Raw genomic sequence first — 14,577 nt, forward strand, 5'->3', positions numbered from 1 at the left:
GCACACCCCGGCCCAACGCCAAATCGTCAATGATCTGGTATAGCTTCCGCGACAATGATTGCCGAATCTCCCCGCTTCCCGCTTCGCCTGCTTGCCCGGTTGGTCCCGGTGCTGGTCGTCGCCCTGCTGTGCCTTTGCGCCAGCCCGGCCTCGGCCGATTTCCGCCTTTGCAACAACACTTCGAGCCGGGTCGGGATCGCGCTCGGCTACAAGGATGCCGAGGGCTGGACCACCGAGGGCTGGTGGAACATCTCGTCGCGCTCTTGTGAGACGCTGCTCCGGGGCACGCTGGTCGCCCGCTACTACTACATCTACGCCATCGACTATGACCGCGGCGGCGAATGGTCGGGCCAGGCCTTCATGTGCTCGCGCGACAAGGAGTTCACCATCCGCGGCACCGAGGATTGCCTCGCGCGCGGCTATGATCGGACCGGCTACTTCGAAGTCGACACCGGTGAGCAGCGGGCCTGGACGGTGCAGCTGACCGACGCCAACGAACAGCCGGCGCAGCAACGCGTACCTGGCCTGCCCGGCCCGGTTGGCCCGGGCGGCGTTCCCGGTTTGCCCAATGGTCCGCCCGGTGGTACGCCCCCCGCCGCGCCTGGCCTCCCGCCAGCGCCCTCGCCCCCGTCTGGAAATAAGCCATGAGGCGTCTTCGCCGTATCAAGATTCTCGCGACCCTGGGACCGGCTTCTTCTGACCTCGCGATGATCCGCCGCCTGTTCGAGGCCGGCGCCGACCTGTTCCGCATCAACATGAGCCACACCCCGCATGACACGATGCGGGAACTGGTGGCGACGATCCGCAACGTCGAGAGCAGCTATGGCCGGCCGATCGGCATCCTGGTGGACCTCCAGGGTCCGAAGCTGAGACTCGGCGCTTTCGCCGAAGGCGCGGTCCAGCTCCAGAACGGGCAGACCTTCACGCTGGATTCCGACAAGACGCCGGGCGATGCCACGCGCGTCCACCTCCCGCATCCGGAGATCCTGGCTGCGCTGCGGCCGGGCCATGCGCTGCTGCTCGACGACGGCAAGGTCCGGCTGATCGCGGAGGAGACCTCGAAAGAGCACGCGGTGACGCGTGTCGTCGTCGGCGGCAAGATGAGCGACCGCAAGGGCGTCAGCCTGCCCGACACCGACCTGCCGGTCTCCGCCATGACGCCGAAGGACCGCGCCGACCTCGAGGCGGCCCTGGTCACCGGCGTCGACTGGATCGCGCTATCGTTCGTGCAGCGCGCCGAGGACGTCATCGAGGCCAAGAAGATGATCCGCGGCCGCGCCGCCGTGATGGCCAAGATCGAGAAGCCGCAGGCGATCGACCGCCTCGCCGACATCATCGAGGCTTCCGACGCGCTGATGGTGGCGCGCGGCGACCTCGGCGTCGAACTGCCGCTCGAGCGCGTGCCGAGCCTGCAGAAGCAGATGACGCGGATGGCGCGCCGCGCCGGCAAGCCGGTGGTGATCGCGACCCAGATGCTGGAATCGATGATCCAGTCGCCGGTGCCGACCCGCGCCGAGGTCTCCGACGTCGCCACGGCCGTCTACGAGGGGGCCGACGCCATCATGCTGTCGGCGGAATCGGCGGCCGGCAAATTCCCGGTCGAGGCGGTCTCGACCATGAACCGCATCGGCGAGGAGGTCGAGCGCGACCCGACCTACCGGTCGGTCATCATGGCCCAGCGCCCCGCTCCTGAATCCACCGTGGGCGATGCCATCGCAGACGCCGCCCGGCAGATCGCCGAGACGCTCGACCTGCCCGCCCTGATCTGCTGGACCAGCTCGGGCTCGACCGCCGTGCGTGTTGCGCGGGAGCGGCCGAAACCGCCGATCGTGGCGATCACGCCGAACATCGCCGCCGGCCGCAGGCTCGCGGTCGTCTGGGGCGTGCATTGCGTGGTGGCGGAAGACGCGCGCGACCAGGACGACATGGTGAGCCGCGCCGGCCAGATCGCGTTCCGGGACGGTTTTGTCCGCGCCGGCCAGCGCGTGATCATCGTCGCCGGCGTCCCGCTCGGCATTCCCGGCACCACCAACATGGTGCGCATCGCCTCGGTCGGCCCCGAGGGCGACGCCAACATGTGATTTCCGGCCGCTCCAACAAAAAGTGCGAAAACAACCCCATGCACAGTAGAAGGCGACTTCGGCGCGCGTGCTGCGGTTTTTCGAAAAGGCCAGCCCGACCAGCTGCCTGAGCGCGGTCAGGCCTCCACCTCGTCGCGTGGCCGATTTTACGCCCCCACCAGCGCCTTCGTCGTCGGCAGCAGCGTCTGCTGCACCACGAGGCCGCGGGCGCGGGCGTCCATGACGCCGACCGCGCGCAGCGCCAGCAGTGTCACGGTCTGCACCGCATCGCGCATCTTGACGGGATCGTCGAGATTGTCGGGCGCGAGCGGCCCGACCAGGGCCTCGTGCAGCGCACCGAGCAATGCGGTGGCGGCGAGCGCGGTATCCTGAGCCGGCAGGTGGCCGGCGCGCACCGCGGCATCGATTCGCGTGGCGATTTCGCCCGCGATCTCTCGCCGGCTGGCAAGGCGCGAGGCACTGACATCGACATCGACAGGCTCGGCCAGGATGCCCCAGGCCAGCCTGCGCTGCGACAGGGTATGGACCGCCACGGTGGTCACGGCCGCCGCCAGCGCGGAGGACGGCCCCGGCGCGGCGTCGGCGGCCCTTCGGATCGCCGCGAGCTCGTCGCGGGAGACCTCGGCAATGAGCTCGGAGATCAGGTCGGCCTTGGAGGGGAAGTAGCGGTAGACCGTGCCGGCCGCGACATTGGCCCGGACCGCGACGGGCGCGATCTGCACCGCCGCCATTCCGCCTTCCGCGGCCGCATCCCGCGCCGCCGCCAGAATCGCGCTCCGCCGTGCCGCAAGGCGCTTCACCACTTGATGCGTCCGCCGATAAACCATGGCGCGCTTCCTGTCCCACACGCCGGCCACACGCCCCTGCGGCCAAACGCTTCGTCACGTCAAAAGATGCAAATCGCCCCGCAAGGACTGAACAACTATTCAGGGTGAATGACAAGATGGGAAATGCGTGAAGCGTCATCGCGAGCGGATGGAGGCGTCAAGCCTGCATCGACGGCAATTTTGTCGAGGCCGCCGTCCAAACGCTGGGAGTTTGCCCGGAGCAGCGCGGGATCAGCGTCACACTTGGCCGGTCCGTTCGACGTGCAACAAACCCATCGCGCGGCCGAACGAGTATTCTTCGAGGGCTTGGACCGCCAGTTCACAATTTGAGTTCAGTGGTCGCTGTTCCGCCTGTGATTGCGCCGCGATCATAAACTTATAGGTTCATTTATCCTGTTCACAGCCGGACGTTGACCTCAGTCACGCGCAGTGTGCTGATGGCGTCGCCCCTCACTGCCGGGCAATCTCGAAAGTTCGAGCGAGATCGGCGCTGTCGATCTGCGGTGTTGGGGGGTCTCACGGAAGAACGGAGCGTGCGACATGAATCGGCTCTTGGGCCTCGCGCTCATTTGCTTTCTGATGCCGACGTCAGACCGCGCGGCAGCCAGCGACTTATTTTCGGTGCGGTGTGAAGGTGGCGCTCCGGTTCGCCCCTACTTCGCAACGTTCGACATCGACGCAAAAGCTGTCGTCTTTGAAACGCCGCCGATAGACGTCGAAACAAATTTCGGCATCAATGTGCATTCGGGAGAGATCATTTCCACAAATGATGGAAAGATTGAATTCATACTGCACGTCCGTCCAGGACGGATCGACCTGATCTTTGATCGCAATAGGAAGACAATGACTTGGCCGGGATTCGACGACCCCACCTTTCGGCCGACATTGACTCATCAGTGCACCGTCACACCGCCGAGAAGCATTTTGAGCTTCCGGGTTCGCGAACCAATTCAGCATCCGATCTCCGTTCGCTGCGAAGACGCGGGGTACATGTATTTCACGATGGATGCTGCTTCAAAACAAGCGATCTTCGAGCGCGGCAAGGAAGGACGGCTCTACCGAGGTGAGGTTACCGATGTCCGCGATGATGAGATTACGCTGTCGATGAATTTTGATGTTCCTCGTCAGGTCGTATGGAACAAAAGTCGTCAGACCATCACAATTGAAGGCATTGACGGCGATTCATCGCGGCCGCGGGGTGTCATGCAATGTCAAGAAGTCGCGCCCCGAACGATGATGGTCTACCACGCGAGACTCTGGCGACGTTGAGCGCCAGTCCCCGGCCATACCCCTCAACCGGTCATCCGGCTGCCGACCCCTCCTACAAAAAAGCACCCTGCCAAAGACGGCATTCTCGAATCACAGGTTCCGGCTGCACGCGAGCAGGTAGTAAACGCATCCTTTCACCCTCTGGCAGCGCAGATCTCGCCCGGTTTACCCGAGCTTAAAGGCGGTCGTGCTCAGATGCCGTTGCGCGCGGTCGCCCAACCCCGAGACTCCAATGTCGATTTCCGTCATCAGCAGCGTTCCCGTCCGCGGCGTTGCGCGCTGGCTTTTGCCGGTCTGCATCGGCGTCGGCGTCTACCTGTTCTTTCTGGGCGTCGGCGACATCATGCTGCGGGATTCGGACACGCTGTGGCAGATCAAGATCGGGCAGTGGATCCTCGAACACCGCGAGATGCCCTACACCGACATCTATTCGTTCACGCGCGCCGGCGAGGCGTGGATCTCGAGCTCCTGGCTGTCGCAAGTCCTGTTCGCGCTGGTCTACGAGCCATCGAACTGGTCGGGCGTGGTCATCCTGACGTCGCTCGCGATCGGCGCGACGGCGGCGATCTTCGTTTACCTGCTCGAGCCCTATCTGGAGCCGGCACGCGCTTTCGTGCTCGTCACCCCGCTCCTCTTCATGTCGATGGGTCATTTTCTCGCGCGCCCGCACATGCTGGCGCTGCCCGTCATGGTGGCCTTCGTCGGCGGGCTGCTGGCGGCCGCCGACCGGCGTAGCGCGCCGTCCTGGCTGTTGCTGCCCCTGATGGCGCTGTGGGCCAATCTTCACGGCGGCTTCGTCATGGGCCTCGCCCTGATCGGAGCCATCGGCCTCGATGCGATCGCGTCCTGCGATCGCAAGGACCGGTTTGCACTGGCGGCGCGCTGGACCGTGTTCGGCCTTGCCGCGCTCGCCGCAAGCTGCTGCACGCCCTATGGCTGGAACACGCTCCTGGCGTCGACCAAGATCCTCAGCCTCGGCAAGCTGCTCTCGCTGATCTGGGAGTGGATGCCGGCCGACTTCAGCTCGCTCGATCTGTTTGGCGCCAGTCTGCTCGGTTTGATCGCCATCGGCTATTGCAGCGGGGTGGTGCTGTCATGGACCCGCATTTTCCTGCTGCTCGGGCTGATCTGGGCGGCACTCAACCACGTCAGAAACATCGAGGCCTTCGCGCTGTTGACGCCCCTCGTGCTGGCCAAACCGTTCGCCGAACATTTCGGAGTGACGAGAGCGCCCGCGCTGAAGGGAAGCGAGGCGCGCCCCTCCTTTGCCCTGACCGCAATCGCGGCGCTGGCCATCGTCGCGGCCGGCTGGAGCATCACGCGGTCCTATGCCACGCCGAGCCGGTATGCGTTCATCGGCAATCAATCGCCCGCGGCCGCGGTCGACCTGCTCGAAAAACGGCATGCGCAGCGGATCTTCAGCACCGCGCCGATCGGCGGCTATCTGATCTCCCGCAACATCAAGAGCTTCATCGATGGCCGCGCCGAGCTGTATGGCGAGCAGTTCGTGCTCGACTATTTCGATGCCATCGAGGGCAAGAACGTGGACACCCTGCTGCGCCTGCTCGAGACCTACCGGATCGACGCGACGCTGCTGAACACCACCGTTCCCGCCGCCAGGATCATGGACCATCTGCCGGGATGGAAGCGGCTCTATGCGGATGATATCGCCGTGGTTCACGTCCGCGACGCCGCGCCGACGCCTTCCGCATCACGGTGAGCCAAAGCAAGGCCGTTAAAGCGCGATACGATTGAAACGAATCGTCATCGCGCTTCAGGTCGTTGTTTGAGTATGATCTTTTCGGAAAACCGGCGCGTCATGCTGTAGCTCTCGCGGGCCTTCGCCGAGGCAAAGCTCGCCTGGAGCCATCCTTCGCGGCACCTGGGTACGGCGGGCTCTCAGGTCGCTTTTGCAGCGGGATATCCGGGGCTCATCGCGAGGCGCCTGCCAAAGCGAACGTATGCACCTCGACCGGTCGTCCGGCTGCAGGCGCCCCATACGAAAAAGAGCCCCGCCAGGGACGGGGCTCTCGAAAATTCGTCGCTCGTTCCGGCCTTACTTGAGGCTGGTCGAGATCGAGCTGAACTTGGAGTTCAGCGTGGTACCGAGATTGTTGACGACGGTGATGATCGCCAGCGCGATGCCGGCAGCGATCAGGCCGTATTCAATGGCGGTGGCGCCGGATTCATCCTTCACGAAACGCGCAACGAGGTTCTTCATAGAGTGCTCCAAATGGGTACACGAGGCTTACAACTGATCTGGTCTTTTCGGCTTCCCAGCGCCGCCCGACCATGGAACCGAACGTAGAGGCAAAGAATTGCGCCGCAGTTAATCCGACTACGTAAACATCGAGCGGTTTGCGAGTATTCGCCGATGGTAAATCGGAATCCAAAACAATCTGTTAAATTGTCGGGACATGATGCCGGCCCGGCGCGGCGGATTTACCCGAAGTTATGACCGCCATGGTCCAATGCCCCCGCTCGGACCGAAGCGCGACGAGGTGAATCGTTCATCGCGCTTCAGGTTATTGTTTGAGCGTGATCTTCTCGGAATACCGCTACACACTTTTCCGGATCATGCTCGGCCCGACGAGAACAACAGGACGACGAGGCGGCATGTCCCTTTCCCTTGCCAACAGCATCGCGGTTCAGAGCCGCGCGCGGGCTCTGGTGCCCCTGTGCGTCGGTGCCGGCGCGTACCTGTTCTTCCTCTATCTCGGCGACACGCTGCTTCAGGATTCGGACTCGTTCTGGCAGATCAAGATCGGGCAATGGATCCTCGATCACGGCGCCATGCCATACACCGACTTCTACTCTTTCACGCGCACCGGCGAGGCCTGGATCTCGACATCGTGGCTGTCGCAGGTCTTGTTCGCCTTCTCCTACACGCAATGGGGCTGGGCGGGCCCCGTCATCATCACCTCGATCGGTGTCGCGCTCACCGTCGCCATCTTGGTCCATTTCCTCGACGCGCAGATCGAGGCACCGCGCGCTGTGCTGTTCGCGATGCTGGCGCTACTGCTGTCGATCCATCACGTGTTGGCGCGTCCGCATATCCTGGCGCTGCCCGTCATGGTGGCGTGGGTCGGCTTGCTGATGGCCGCCGCCGATCGCAAGAGCGCGCCGTCCTGGACCTGGCTGCCGCTGATGGCACTCTGGGCGAACCTGCACGGCGGCTTCGTGCTGGGCCTCGCGCTGATCGGTCCGATCTCGCTCGAGGCGGTCGAGCATGCCGAGAAGGGGCGGCGGCTCGCCCTGTTCATGCGCTGGGTGCTGTTCGGAATCGGTGCGTTGATCGCGAGCTGCTGCACACCCTACGGCTGGCGGACGCTGCAAGGCGCGACCAACATCCTCAGCCTCGGCGAGCTGTTGTCGCTGATCTTCGAATGGATGCCGGCGAACTTCGCCACGTTCACCTCGTTCGAAGGCGCCCTGCTCGGCCTGATCGCGTTCGGCTATTATCGGGGCCTCGTGCTGTCGGCGCCCCGGATCTTCCTGATCCTGTTCCTGACCTGGAGCGCGCTGACCCACGTCAGAAGCATCGAGGCATTTGCGTTCCTGGTGCCGCTGGTGCTGGCAAAGCCGCTCGGCCAGATGTTCCCGCGCCCGGCGCCCGACGCCGCAGATGCCGACCGCTGGCCGGCCCGCCATGTCACTGCGCTAGGCGCGCTGATGATCGTGGCGGCAAGCTGGACCTCGACGTCGCTCTATCTGGGGCACCACCGCTTCACCTTCACGATGACGCAGACGCCGGTTGCAGCGGTCGACCTGCTCGAGCAACGCAAGGTGCGGCGCATCTTCAACGCCTACCAGTTCGGCGGCTATCTGATTTCGCGCGATATCCCTGTTTTCGTCGACGGCCGCGCCGAGCTCTATGGCGAGAGATTCGTCATGGACTTCTTCAAGGCGACGGAGGGCAAGAAGCCCGAATTGCTGCCGCGCCTGTTGGATGAGTACAAGATCGACGCGACGCTGTTGGTGGCTGACGCGCCGGGCCCGCAGATCCTCGACCAGCTCAAGGGCTGGAAGCGGATCTATGCGGACGACATTGCGGTGATCCATGTGCGGGACGACGGGCAGAGCGCGGCCACGCCCGCAGCATCAAATTGAGGCGCAGGACGATGTCGACCCGCGTCCTGCCGACCGAGCGAGGATCCACCGCTGCGCCGAACCCTGCGATCGTGCTCGCGATCACCTGGGCAGCGATCGTGGTTGCGCTCGGGTTTCCCGCGATCAAGACGGGAGTGTTCGACGCACTGTCGACCGACGACGCGATGCGGCTGGTCGAGGTGCGCGATCTCCTGGCCGGCCAGGGCTGGTTCGACCTGACCCAATACCGGCTCGATCCCCCCGGGATCGCGATGCACTGGTCCCGCATCGTCGATGCGCCGCTGGCCCTGCTGATCCTCCTGCTTCGCCCCCTGCTCGGCCAGCACGCCTCCGAAGCGCTCACGCTGGTCGCGTGGCCCTCGCTGTTGATGGGCGCCGCACTCTGGCTCGCAGCGACGATCGCAAGTCAGGCCAGCGCCCCGGCTGACCGTCCGCGGATGCGGCTCGCGACGATTCTGGTCACGGCGCTGTCGATCCCTGCCCTGATCCACTTTCGCGCCGGCGCGATCGACCATCACAACGTACAGATCGTGCTGCTGCTCGGCTTCGTGCTCTGCATCACCGACGTCGAACACTCTGCGGCCAAGGCGGCTCTGGCCGGATGTCTCGCGGCGCTGTCGCTGGCGATCGGGTTGGAAATGCTGCCCGCGATCGCCGTGGCGAGCGCGGCCGTGATGGGGTTGCTGATCTGGAAGGGCAATGAAGTCCTGCGCTCCGCCTGCGCTTTTGGTGCAGGCCTCGCCGGGTCGTCGCTGCTGCTGGCACTGCTACTGTTCCCGCCGAACAGTCTTGCCAAGCCGGTCTGCGATGCCTTCGGCGGCCCCATCCTGCTGTTGTCTGCGGGCGGCGGCGTCGCGCTGCTTGTGGTGGCCGGCGTCAGCCATCTCCGCCGGTCCATCTGGATGCGGTTCGCGGCGGCTGCGCTTGCCGGTGCGCTCCTGCTGGGCGCCTTCTTCAAATCGTATCCGAGCTGCGTCGCCTCGCCCTATGCGCAAGTCGATCCCCTGCTCGTCAGTTTCTGGCTCGAGCGGGTCGGCGAGACCATGTCGGTGACGGATCTGGCGCGGATGCAGCCGCAGAGGCTGCTCGAGTGTTATGGGTTTCCGTTACTGACGCTCGGTCTCTGCCTTGCCGCCCTCATCCGCGACACGCCGCAGACGCGCTTTCGCTGGATCGTCTCGACCGTCACGCTCGCAGCGCTGTTCGGCATCAGCCTATGGGAATTGCGCGGCGCCGCCGCCGCCAACATCGTCGCGGCTCCACTCTGCGTCATCGGAATCGCGGCGCTTCGCACGGGTGGCGCGACCAATTGGGGGCTGCTGCGCGCCGCACTCCTCGTATCGCCCGCCACCCTTGGCGGCGTTGGCTTTGCAATCTGGCCGGCATTTGCCGCGGGAACGAGCGGCCACGAGATCGCGATGCCCGATCGCAACGTGTCCTGCCAGACCATCTCCAGCATAGTGCCGCTCGCCGCGCTGCCGCCCGGGCGCGTGATGGCGCCGATCGACTCGGGCCCTGCGATCCTGGCTGCGACGGACCATTCCGTGTTCGCCGGTCCCTACCATCGCAACAACGACGGCAACCTCGTCATGGTGCACACGATGACGGCAACACCGGAAGCCGCGCGCGCAATGCTCCGCGCACGGCAGGTCGACTACATCCTGACCTGCAACCGCTCTGCCGATCAGGGCGACCTTGTCCGCATCGCGCCGGAGGGCCTCGCCGCGCAGCTCGGCCGCGGTGAAGCTCCAGATTATCTGGAGCCGGTCGAAGCGATGTCGAAACCCGGCTGGACGGTCTGGCGCGTGCGCAAGTGAGAGCGTGAGAGCGCGAGAGCGTGCGACCGCGCCTGAAGCCGGCGTCATCCGAAGAGATCGACCAGGAGCAATGCGGCGCTAGTAAACAGCCCTGCAACCGGCACCCAAACGGGCACGACGAACACGCCGGCGGGAGGCTTTGCTTCGTTTGCCTTGATTCGAAGCAGTGCCAGATTGACCAAGGCGAAAATCCCAAGCGTCAAACGCGAGGTCCATTCCGCCAATCCCGTCAGCGGAACGCCGAGCGCGAGGATCAGGATGGCGCCGACGCCGAGGAGGGTCGCGACGACCGGCGTCCTGCTTCTGGCATCCACCCGCGCGAGAAGAGCCGGAAGGCTGCCCCGGTCCGCAAGGCCGTACAGCACACGTCCGATCATGATCATGTGAACGATGATTCCATTGATTGTCGCCACGACCGCAATCGCGCTCAGAACCGAAAGGGGAAGCCCGGTCAGACGCTGAAATACCAGAGCAAGAGGGGCTGATGAATGCCCGAGCTCGGCCGGCGGCACGGCGACCACCGCAATCCAGGTAACCGCCATGTAGAGGAGCGCCGTCACGCCGAGGGTAATGAAGAGGGCCCAAGGCAGAGTCCGCGAAGGATTCTTCATTTCCTCGGAGATGTTGACCAGGTGCTCGAACCCGATAAACGCAAACACGGCGAGCAGCGAGGTCTGTGCGATCCCGGTCCAGGCTGCCAGGTCGTTCGTGGGAGCCCACAATTCGGGCAGCCGAGAGACCAGAGATTCACCCTCGAATAGGCCGGCCCCGATGATGAGGATCAATCCTCCGATTTCCACCACTGTCATCAGTCCAGCGAAGCTGATGGACTGAACCGCGGACAGGCAGGCGATCGCTCCCATCGCAAGCACGACGCCGGCGATGATCCAGGCGGCAGGCAGCGGCAGAAATACGCCGATGTAGCCGGCGCTTCCGACCGTGATGGTGGCCCCTGAAATCGTCGCCGCCGCCACCACGAGCAATCCTGCGACACCGCCGAGCCATTTGCGGTGAAATGCGGCTTCAACATAGGCCGCCTCGCTCGCCGCAACCGGCAGCCGCGTGCCCAGTTCAGCAAAGGTCCCGGCTGTGATGCCCATCACGACGGCAGCAGCGAGGAACGCCAGAGGCGCGTGCATCCCGCTCCGCGCGGCGGCCGCCCCCACCAGGACGTAGATTCCGGCGCCGATCGTGACGCCGAGCCCGTAGAGCACCGCGTGCGTCAGCGTGAGCGATCTGATCAGCTTTGAAGACTTGTGCGGCGTTGTCGTGCTGCCCGGTCGATGAGTGGCAGCATCTGTTCTCACCTCTTGCATGGACCAACGTCAATGCGAAAACAGAATCGGGATCGGCGGCTTGGACAGCAGACTTCTCGTCGCACCGCCAAGCACGAATTCGCGCCACCTGGGCGTCCCGTACGCGCCCATCACAAGCACGTCGATGCCGTGAGATAGCACGTACGCTTCGAGGACCTCGCCGATCGGCTTGCCTTCGGCGTCGACCTTGTCCAGCACGACCTCGATGCCGTGACGGGCCAGGTTCTTTGCCAGCTCTTCGGCGGAACGTTTGGAATCCAGGGCCTTTTCATGCGTGACGGTAACGACGCGCACGTTTCTCGCCTTTTCAAGCAAAGGGATCGCATCGGCAACCGCTCGGGCGGCGGTGCGGCTGAAGTCCCAGGCCACGCAAGCAGCATCGAGCCGGAATGGACGCGATCGCGGCGCCGTCGGCAGGATCAGCGTCGGCCTGCCGGATTCGAAGATCACTTCCTCGGCATCCCACCGCTCGTGGGATTCCCGCATCGGCATGATCGTGAGATCGCGAAGCCTTGCATAGTCGACCAGCAGCCCCGGCTCGCTTTGGGTTGCACATTGCTCGAAGATGGTCTCATGCCGAATGCCGGACCTTTCGGCCGCCGCTTCGAACGCCGCGAGCAGCGCTTGCGCATTCTGGCGGCTCCTGGCGGCCTCGCGCGCGATCATCGCAGGGATGTCGATGATCGCATTCCCAAGCAAGCTCCCGCGCACTTCCAAATGCACTTCGCAGGAAATGGCTGCGAGGTGCGTATCCAGGACGGCGGCTAGCGAAACCGCATCATCGATCACCGAGACCGGCGTCGGTTCCGGATAGCTCATCAGGGTCAGCAGAACATCCTTGAAAGCCATGTTTCCCTCCTTGAGGATTCGAGCCTAACGCTGTTGAGGTCCCCCTTCTTGACCCACCGCAACAGGTTCAGCCGCGTAGGCTGTGGCAAAACGGCCAAGGCTCGAATGAGGGGCCGGCGGGAGCGGGAATGCACCGATTCGGCGGTGCTCACTCCGCTGGAGGGATTCAGCGGAATGCCAGTTCGCGAACGCGCGTTCGGTCAATAAAAAACGCGGCGTTTCCGCCGCGTTCTTCAATTCGGTCTGCCGCTTGCGATCAGGCCCTGCGATCAGGCCTGCGGCTGCGGCTCCAGGCCGGGATCCGGATCGGGCCGCGGGCGCGACTTGCCGGCCGGAGGCACCGCGGAGGCGCGTGGCGTCGTGGGCTCGAGCACGGATTCGCGGTTCGGCTTCTTGCCCTTGAGCAGGTCGACGATCTCGTCGCCGGTCAGCGTCTCGAATTCGAGCAGGCCCTTGGCGAGGGCTTCGAGGTCGGCGCGCTTCTCGGTGAGGATGCGGGTCGCTTCCTGATAGCCCTCCTCGACCAGGCGCTTGATCTCGGAATCGATCTTCTGGACGGTCGCTTCGGACGCGTTCTGCGTGCGCGACACCGACATGCCCAGGAAGACCTCGTCCTGGTTCTCGCCATAGGAGACGGTGCCGAGCTCTTCCGACAGGCCCCAGCGCGTCACCATCATGCGGGCAAGGCGCGTGGCCTGCTCGATGTCGGAAGCGGCACCCGAGGTGACCTTCTCGCGACCGAAGATCAGCTCTTCGGCGACACGGCCGCCCATCATGATGGCGAGCCGCGAGGTCATCTGCTCCAGGGACATCGACAGCTTGTCGCGCTCCGGAAGCTGCATGACCATGCCCAGCGCACGGCCGCGCGGGATGATGGTCGCCTTGTGGATCGGATCGGTCGCGGGCACGTTGAGGCCGACGATGGCGTGGCCGCCTTCGTGATAGGCCGTCAGCAGCTTCTCTTCCTCGGTCATGACGAGCGACTTGCGCTCGGCGCCCATCATCACCTTGTCCTTGGCCTCCTCGAACTCGGCCTGGGTCACCATCCGCTTGTTGCGGCGGGCGGCGGTGAGCGCAGCCTCGTTGACGAGGTTCATCAGGTCGGCGCCGGAGAAGCCCGGGGTGCCGCGCGCGATGGTCTTGAGGTTGATATCCGGCGCCAGCGGCACCTTGCGAACGTGAACCTTGAGGATCTGCTCGCGGCCGACGACGTCCGGATTGGGCACCACGACCTGGCGGTCGAAGCGGCCCGGACGCAGCAGCGCGGGATCGAGCACGTCGGGACGGTTGGTCGCTGCGATCAGGATCACGCCCTCGTTGGCCTCGAAGCCGTCCATCTCGACCAGCAGCTGGTTCAGCGTCTGCTCACGCTCGTCATTGCCGCCGCCGAGGCCGGCGCCACGGTGACGACCGACGGCATCGATTTCGTCGATGAAGATGATGCAGGGCGCGTTCTTCTTGGCCTGCTCGAACATGTCGCGGACGCGGCTCGCGCCGACGCCGACGAACATTTCGACGAAGTCCGAACCGGAAATGGTGAAGAACGGCACGTTGGCTTCGCCCGCCACCGCACGCGCGATCAGGGTTTTGCCGGTGCCGGGAGGGCCGACCAGCAGCACGCCGCGCGGAATGCGGCCGCCGAGGCGCTGGAACTTGCCGGGGTCGCGCAGGAACTCGACGATCTCCTGCAGGTCCTGCTTGGCTTCGTCGACGCCGGCGACGTCCTCGAAGGTGACGCGGCCGTGCGCTTCGGTGAGCATCTTGGCGCGCGACTTGCCGAAACCCATCGCCTTGCCGGCGCCGCCCTGCATCTGCCGCGACAGGAAGATCCACACACCGATCAGCGCGATGAAGGGCAGCCAGGAGACCAGCAGCGAGACGAACCAGGGCACGTTGTCGCCCGGCGGCTTCGCGGTGATCTGCACCTTGCTGTCGTAGAGGCGCTTCACCAGCGTCGGATCGTTCGGCGCGTAGGTCTGGAAGCTCGAGCCGTTGGTGAAGGTGCCATGGATATCAGGCCCCTGGATCACGACGTCGCGCACATTGCCGCGGTCAACTTCGCTCAGGAGCTGGGAGAAGGCGATGTCCTGCGATGAGGCCCGCTGACCCGGATTCTGGAAGAGCGTGAACAACGCCAACAGCAGCAAAACAATGATGACCCAGAGGGCGAAATTGCGCAGATTGGCGTTCATCGATCTTCCTTCGTGGTCGCGCGGATCGCGACCCTGATCCTTGGGCAGTGGCTTTGGTCAATGCGAGGAAACCCCAAGGAATCCTCATCGTTAGACGGATACAATTTAGGTGCCGC

11 protein-coding genes are annotated in these 14,577 nt (G+C 64.6%); 6 read left to right on the plus strand and 5 right to left on the minus strand.

The window, feature by feature from the left end:
* The first annotated feature begins 54 nt into the window (after nt 1-54).
* Together ACM42_RS20575 and pyk are read left to right on the plus strand one after the other, a co-directional pair.
* On the plus strand, nt 55-648 hold the full coding sequence (locus ACM42_RS20575; protein ID WP_028180635.1) for a DUF1036 domain-containing protein: 594 nt from the start codon (nt 55-57) through the stop codon (nt 646-648).
* Complete coding sequence (gene pyk / locus ACM42_RS20580; RefSeq protein WP_271529643.1) at nt 645-2,081, plus strand: pyruvate kinase; 1,437 nt, start codon at nt 645-647, stop codon at nt 2,079-2,081. Before ACM42_RS20575 ends, pyk begins: the two co-directional genes overlap by 4 nt.
* Before the next feature lie 146 nt (nt 2,082-2,227).
* Here pyk and ACM42_RS20585 read toward each other — a convergent pair whose 3' ends face one another.
* Nucleotides 2,228-2,908, minus strand: coding sequence for a TetR/AcrR family transcriptional regulator (locus tag ACM42_RS20585; RefSeq protein ID WP_271529644.1), 681 nt, complete (start codon nt 2,906-2,908; stop codon nt 2,228-2,230).
* Nucleotides 2,909-3,448: 540 nt separating this feature from the next.
* On the opposite strand from ACM42_RS20585, the gene ACM42_RS20590 reads away from it, so the two are divergent.
* Together ACM42_RS20590 and ACM42_RS20595 are read left to right on the plus strand one after the other, a co-directional pair.
* Nucleotides 3,449-4,177 (plus strand): hypothetical protein, encoded by a 729-nt coding sequence (locus tag ACM42_RS20590; protein WP_271529645.1) that lies wholly within the window; start codon nt 3,449-3,451, stop codon nt 4,175-4,177.
* 232 nt (nt 4,178-4,409) lie between these two features.
* Entirely contained in the window at nt 4,410-5,897 is a 1,488-nt protein-coding gene (locus ACM42_RS20595) for a hypothetical protein (RefSeq protein WP_271529646.1), read from the plus strand.
* Nucleotides 5,898-6,233: 336 nt separating this feature from the next.
* Here the strand turns inward: ACM42_RS20595 and ACM42_RS20600 are convergent, their stop codons facing one another.
* Nucleotides 6,234-6,398 carry a Flp family type IVb pilin gene (locus tag ACM42_RS20600; protein ID WP_271529647.1) on the minus strand — a complete coding sequence of 55 codons (165 nt, stop codon included), beginning with the start codon at nt 6,396-6,398 and terminating at the stop codon, nt 6,234-6,236.
* Between the two features lie 395 nt (nt 6,399-6,793).
* Here ACM42_RS20600 and ACM42_RS20605 point away from each other — a divergent pair, with 395 nt between their 5' ends.
* Nucleotides 6,794-8,287, plus strand: coding sequence for a hypothetical protein (locus tag ACM42_RS20605; protein WP_271529648.1), 1,494 nt, complete (start codon nt 6,794-6,796; stop codon nt 8,285-8,287).
* An 11-nt stretch (nt 8,288-8,298) separates the two neighbouring features.
* Complete coding sequence (locus ACM42_RS20610; protein WP_271529649.1) at nt 8,299-10,104, plus strand: hypothetical protein; 1,806 nt, start codon at nt 8,299-8,301, stop codon at nt 10,102-10,104.
* 44 nt (nt 10,105-10,148) lie between these two features.
* Here the strand turns inward: ACM42_RS20610 and ACM42_RS20615 are convergent, their stop codons facing one another.
* The 3 genes from ACM42_RS20615 to ftsH form a co-directional block, all read right to left on the minus strand.
* Nucleotides 10,149-11,420 carry an APC family permease gene (locus ACM42_RS20615; RefSeq protein ID WP_271529650.1) on the minus strand — a complete coding sequence of 424 codons (1,272 nt, stop codon included), beginning with the start codon at nt 11,418-11,420 and terminating at the stop codon, nt 10,149-10,151.
* A 9-nt stretch (nt 11,421-11,429) separates the two neighbouring features.
* Nucleotides 11,430-12,269, minus strand: a complete 840-nt coding sequence (locus ACM42_RS20620) for a universal stress protein (RefSeq protein ID WP_271529651.1) — start codon at nt 12,267-12,269, stop codon at nt 11,430-11,432.
* A gap of 269 nt (nt 12,270-12,538) precedes the next feature.
* Entirely contained in the window at nt 12,539-14,461 is a 1,923-nt protein-coding gene (gene ftsH, locus ACM42_RS20625; RefSeq protein ID WP_028180163.1) for an ATP-dependent zinc metalloprotease FtsH, read from the minus strand.
* Between the last annotated feature and the right edge of the window lie 116 nt (nt 14,462-14,577).

The organism is Bradyrhizobium sp. CCBAU 25338 (assembly GCF_028128965.1).
GTDB classification, from domain to species: domain Bacteria; phylum Pseudomonadota; class Alphaproteobacteria; order Rhizobiales; family Xanthobacteraceae; genus Bradyrhizobium; species Bradyrhizobium liaoningense.

What these genes read in the sequence shown, in the direction of transcription:
- ACM42_RS20575 (WP_028180635.1), top strand. Translation starts at nt 55, where the DNA reads ATGATTGCCGAATCTCCCCGCTTCCCGCTTCGCCTGCTTGCCCGGTTG.
- pyk (WP_271529643.1), top strand. Translation starts at nt 645, where the DNA reads ATGAGGCGTCTTCGCCGTATCAAGATTCTCGCGACCCTGGGACCGGCT.
- ACM42_RS20585 (WP_271529644.1), bottom strand. Translation starts at nt 2,908, where the DNA reads ATGGTTTATCGGCGGACGCATCAAGTGGTGAAGCGCCTTGCGGCACGG.
- ACM42_RS20590 (WP_271529645.1), top strand. Translation starts at nt 3,449, where the DNA reads ATGAATCGGCTCTTGGGCCTCGCGCTCATTTGCTTTCTGATGCCGACG.
- ACM42_RS20595 (WP_271529646.1), top strand. Translation starts at nt 4,410, where the DNA reads ATGTCGATTTCCGTCATCAGCAGCGTTCCCGTCCGCGGCGTTGCGCGC.
- ACM42_RS20600 (WP_271529647.1), bottom strand. Translation starts at nt 6,398, where the DNA reads ATGAAGAACCTCGTTGCGCGTTTCGTGAAGGATGAATCCGGCGCCACC.
- ACM42_RS20605 (WP_271529648.1), top strand. Translation starts at nt 6,794, where the DNA reads ATGTCCCTTTCCCTTGCCAACAGCATCGCGGTTCAGAGCCGCGCGCGG.
- ACM42_RS20610 (WP_271529649.1), top strand. Translation starts at nt 8,299, where the DNA reads ATGTCGACCCGCGTCCTGCCGACCGAGCGAGGATCCACCGCTGCGCCG.
- ACM42_RS20615 (WP_271529650.1), bottom strand. Translation starts at nt 11,420, where the DNA reads ATGCAAGAGGTGAGAACAGATGCTGCCACTCATCGACCGGGCAGCACG.
- ACM42_RS20620 (WP_271529651.1), bottom strand. Translation starts at nt 12,269, where the DNA reads ATGGCTTTCAAGGATGTTCTGCTGACCCTGATGAGCTATCCGGAACCG.
- ftsH (WP_028180163.1), bottom strand. Translation starts at nt 14,461, where the DNA reads ATGAACGCCAATCTGCGCAATTTCGCCCTCTGGGTCATCATTGTTTTG.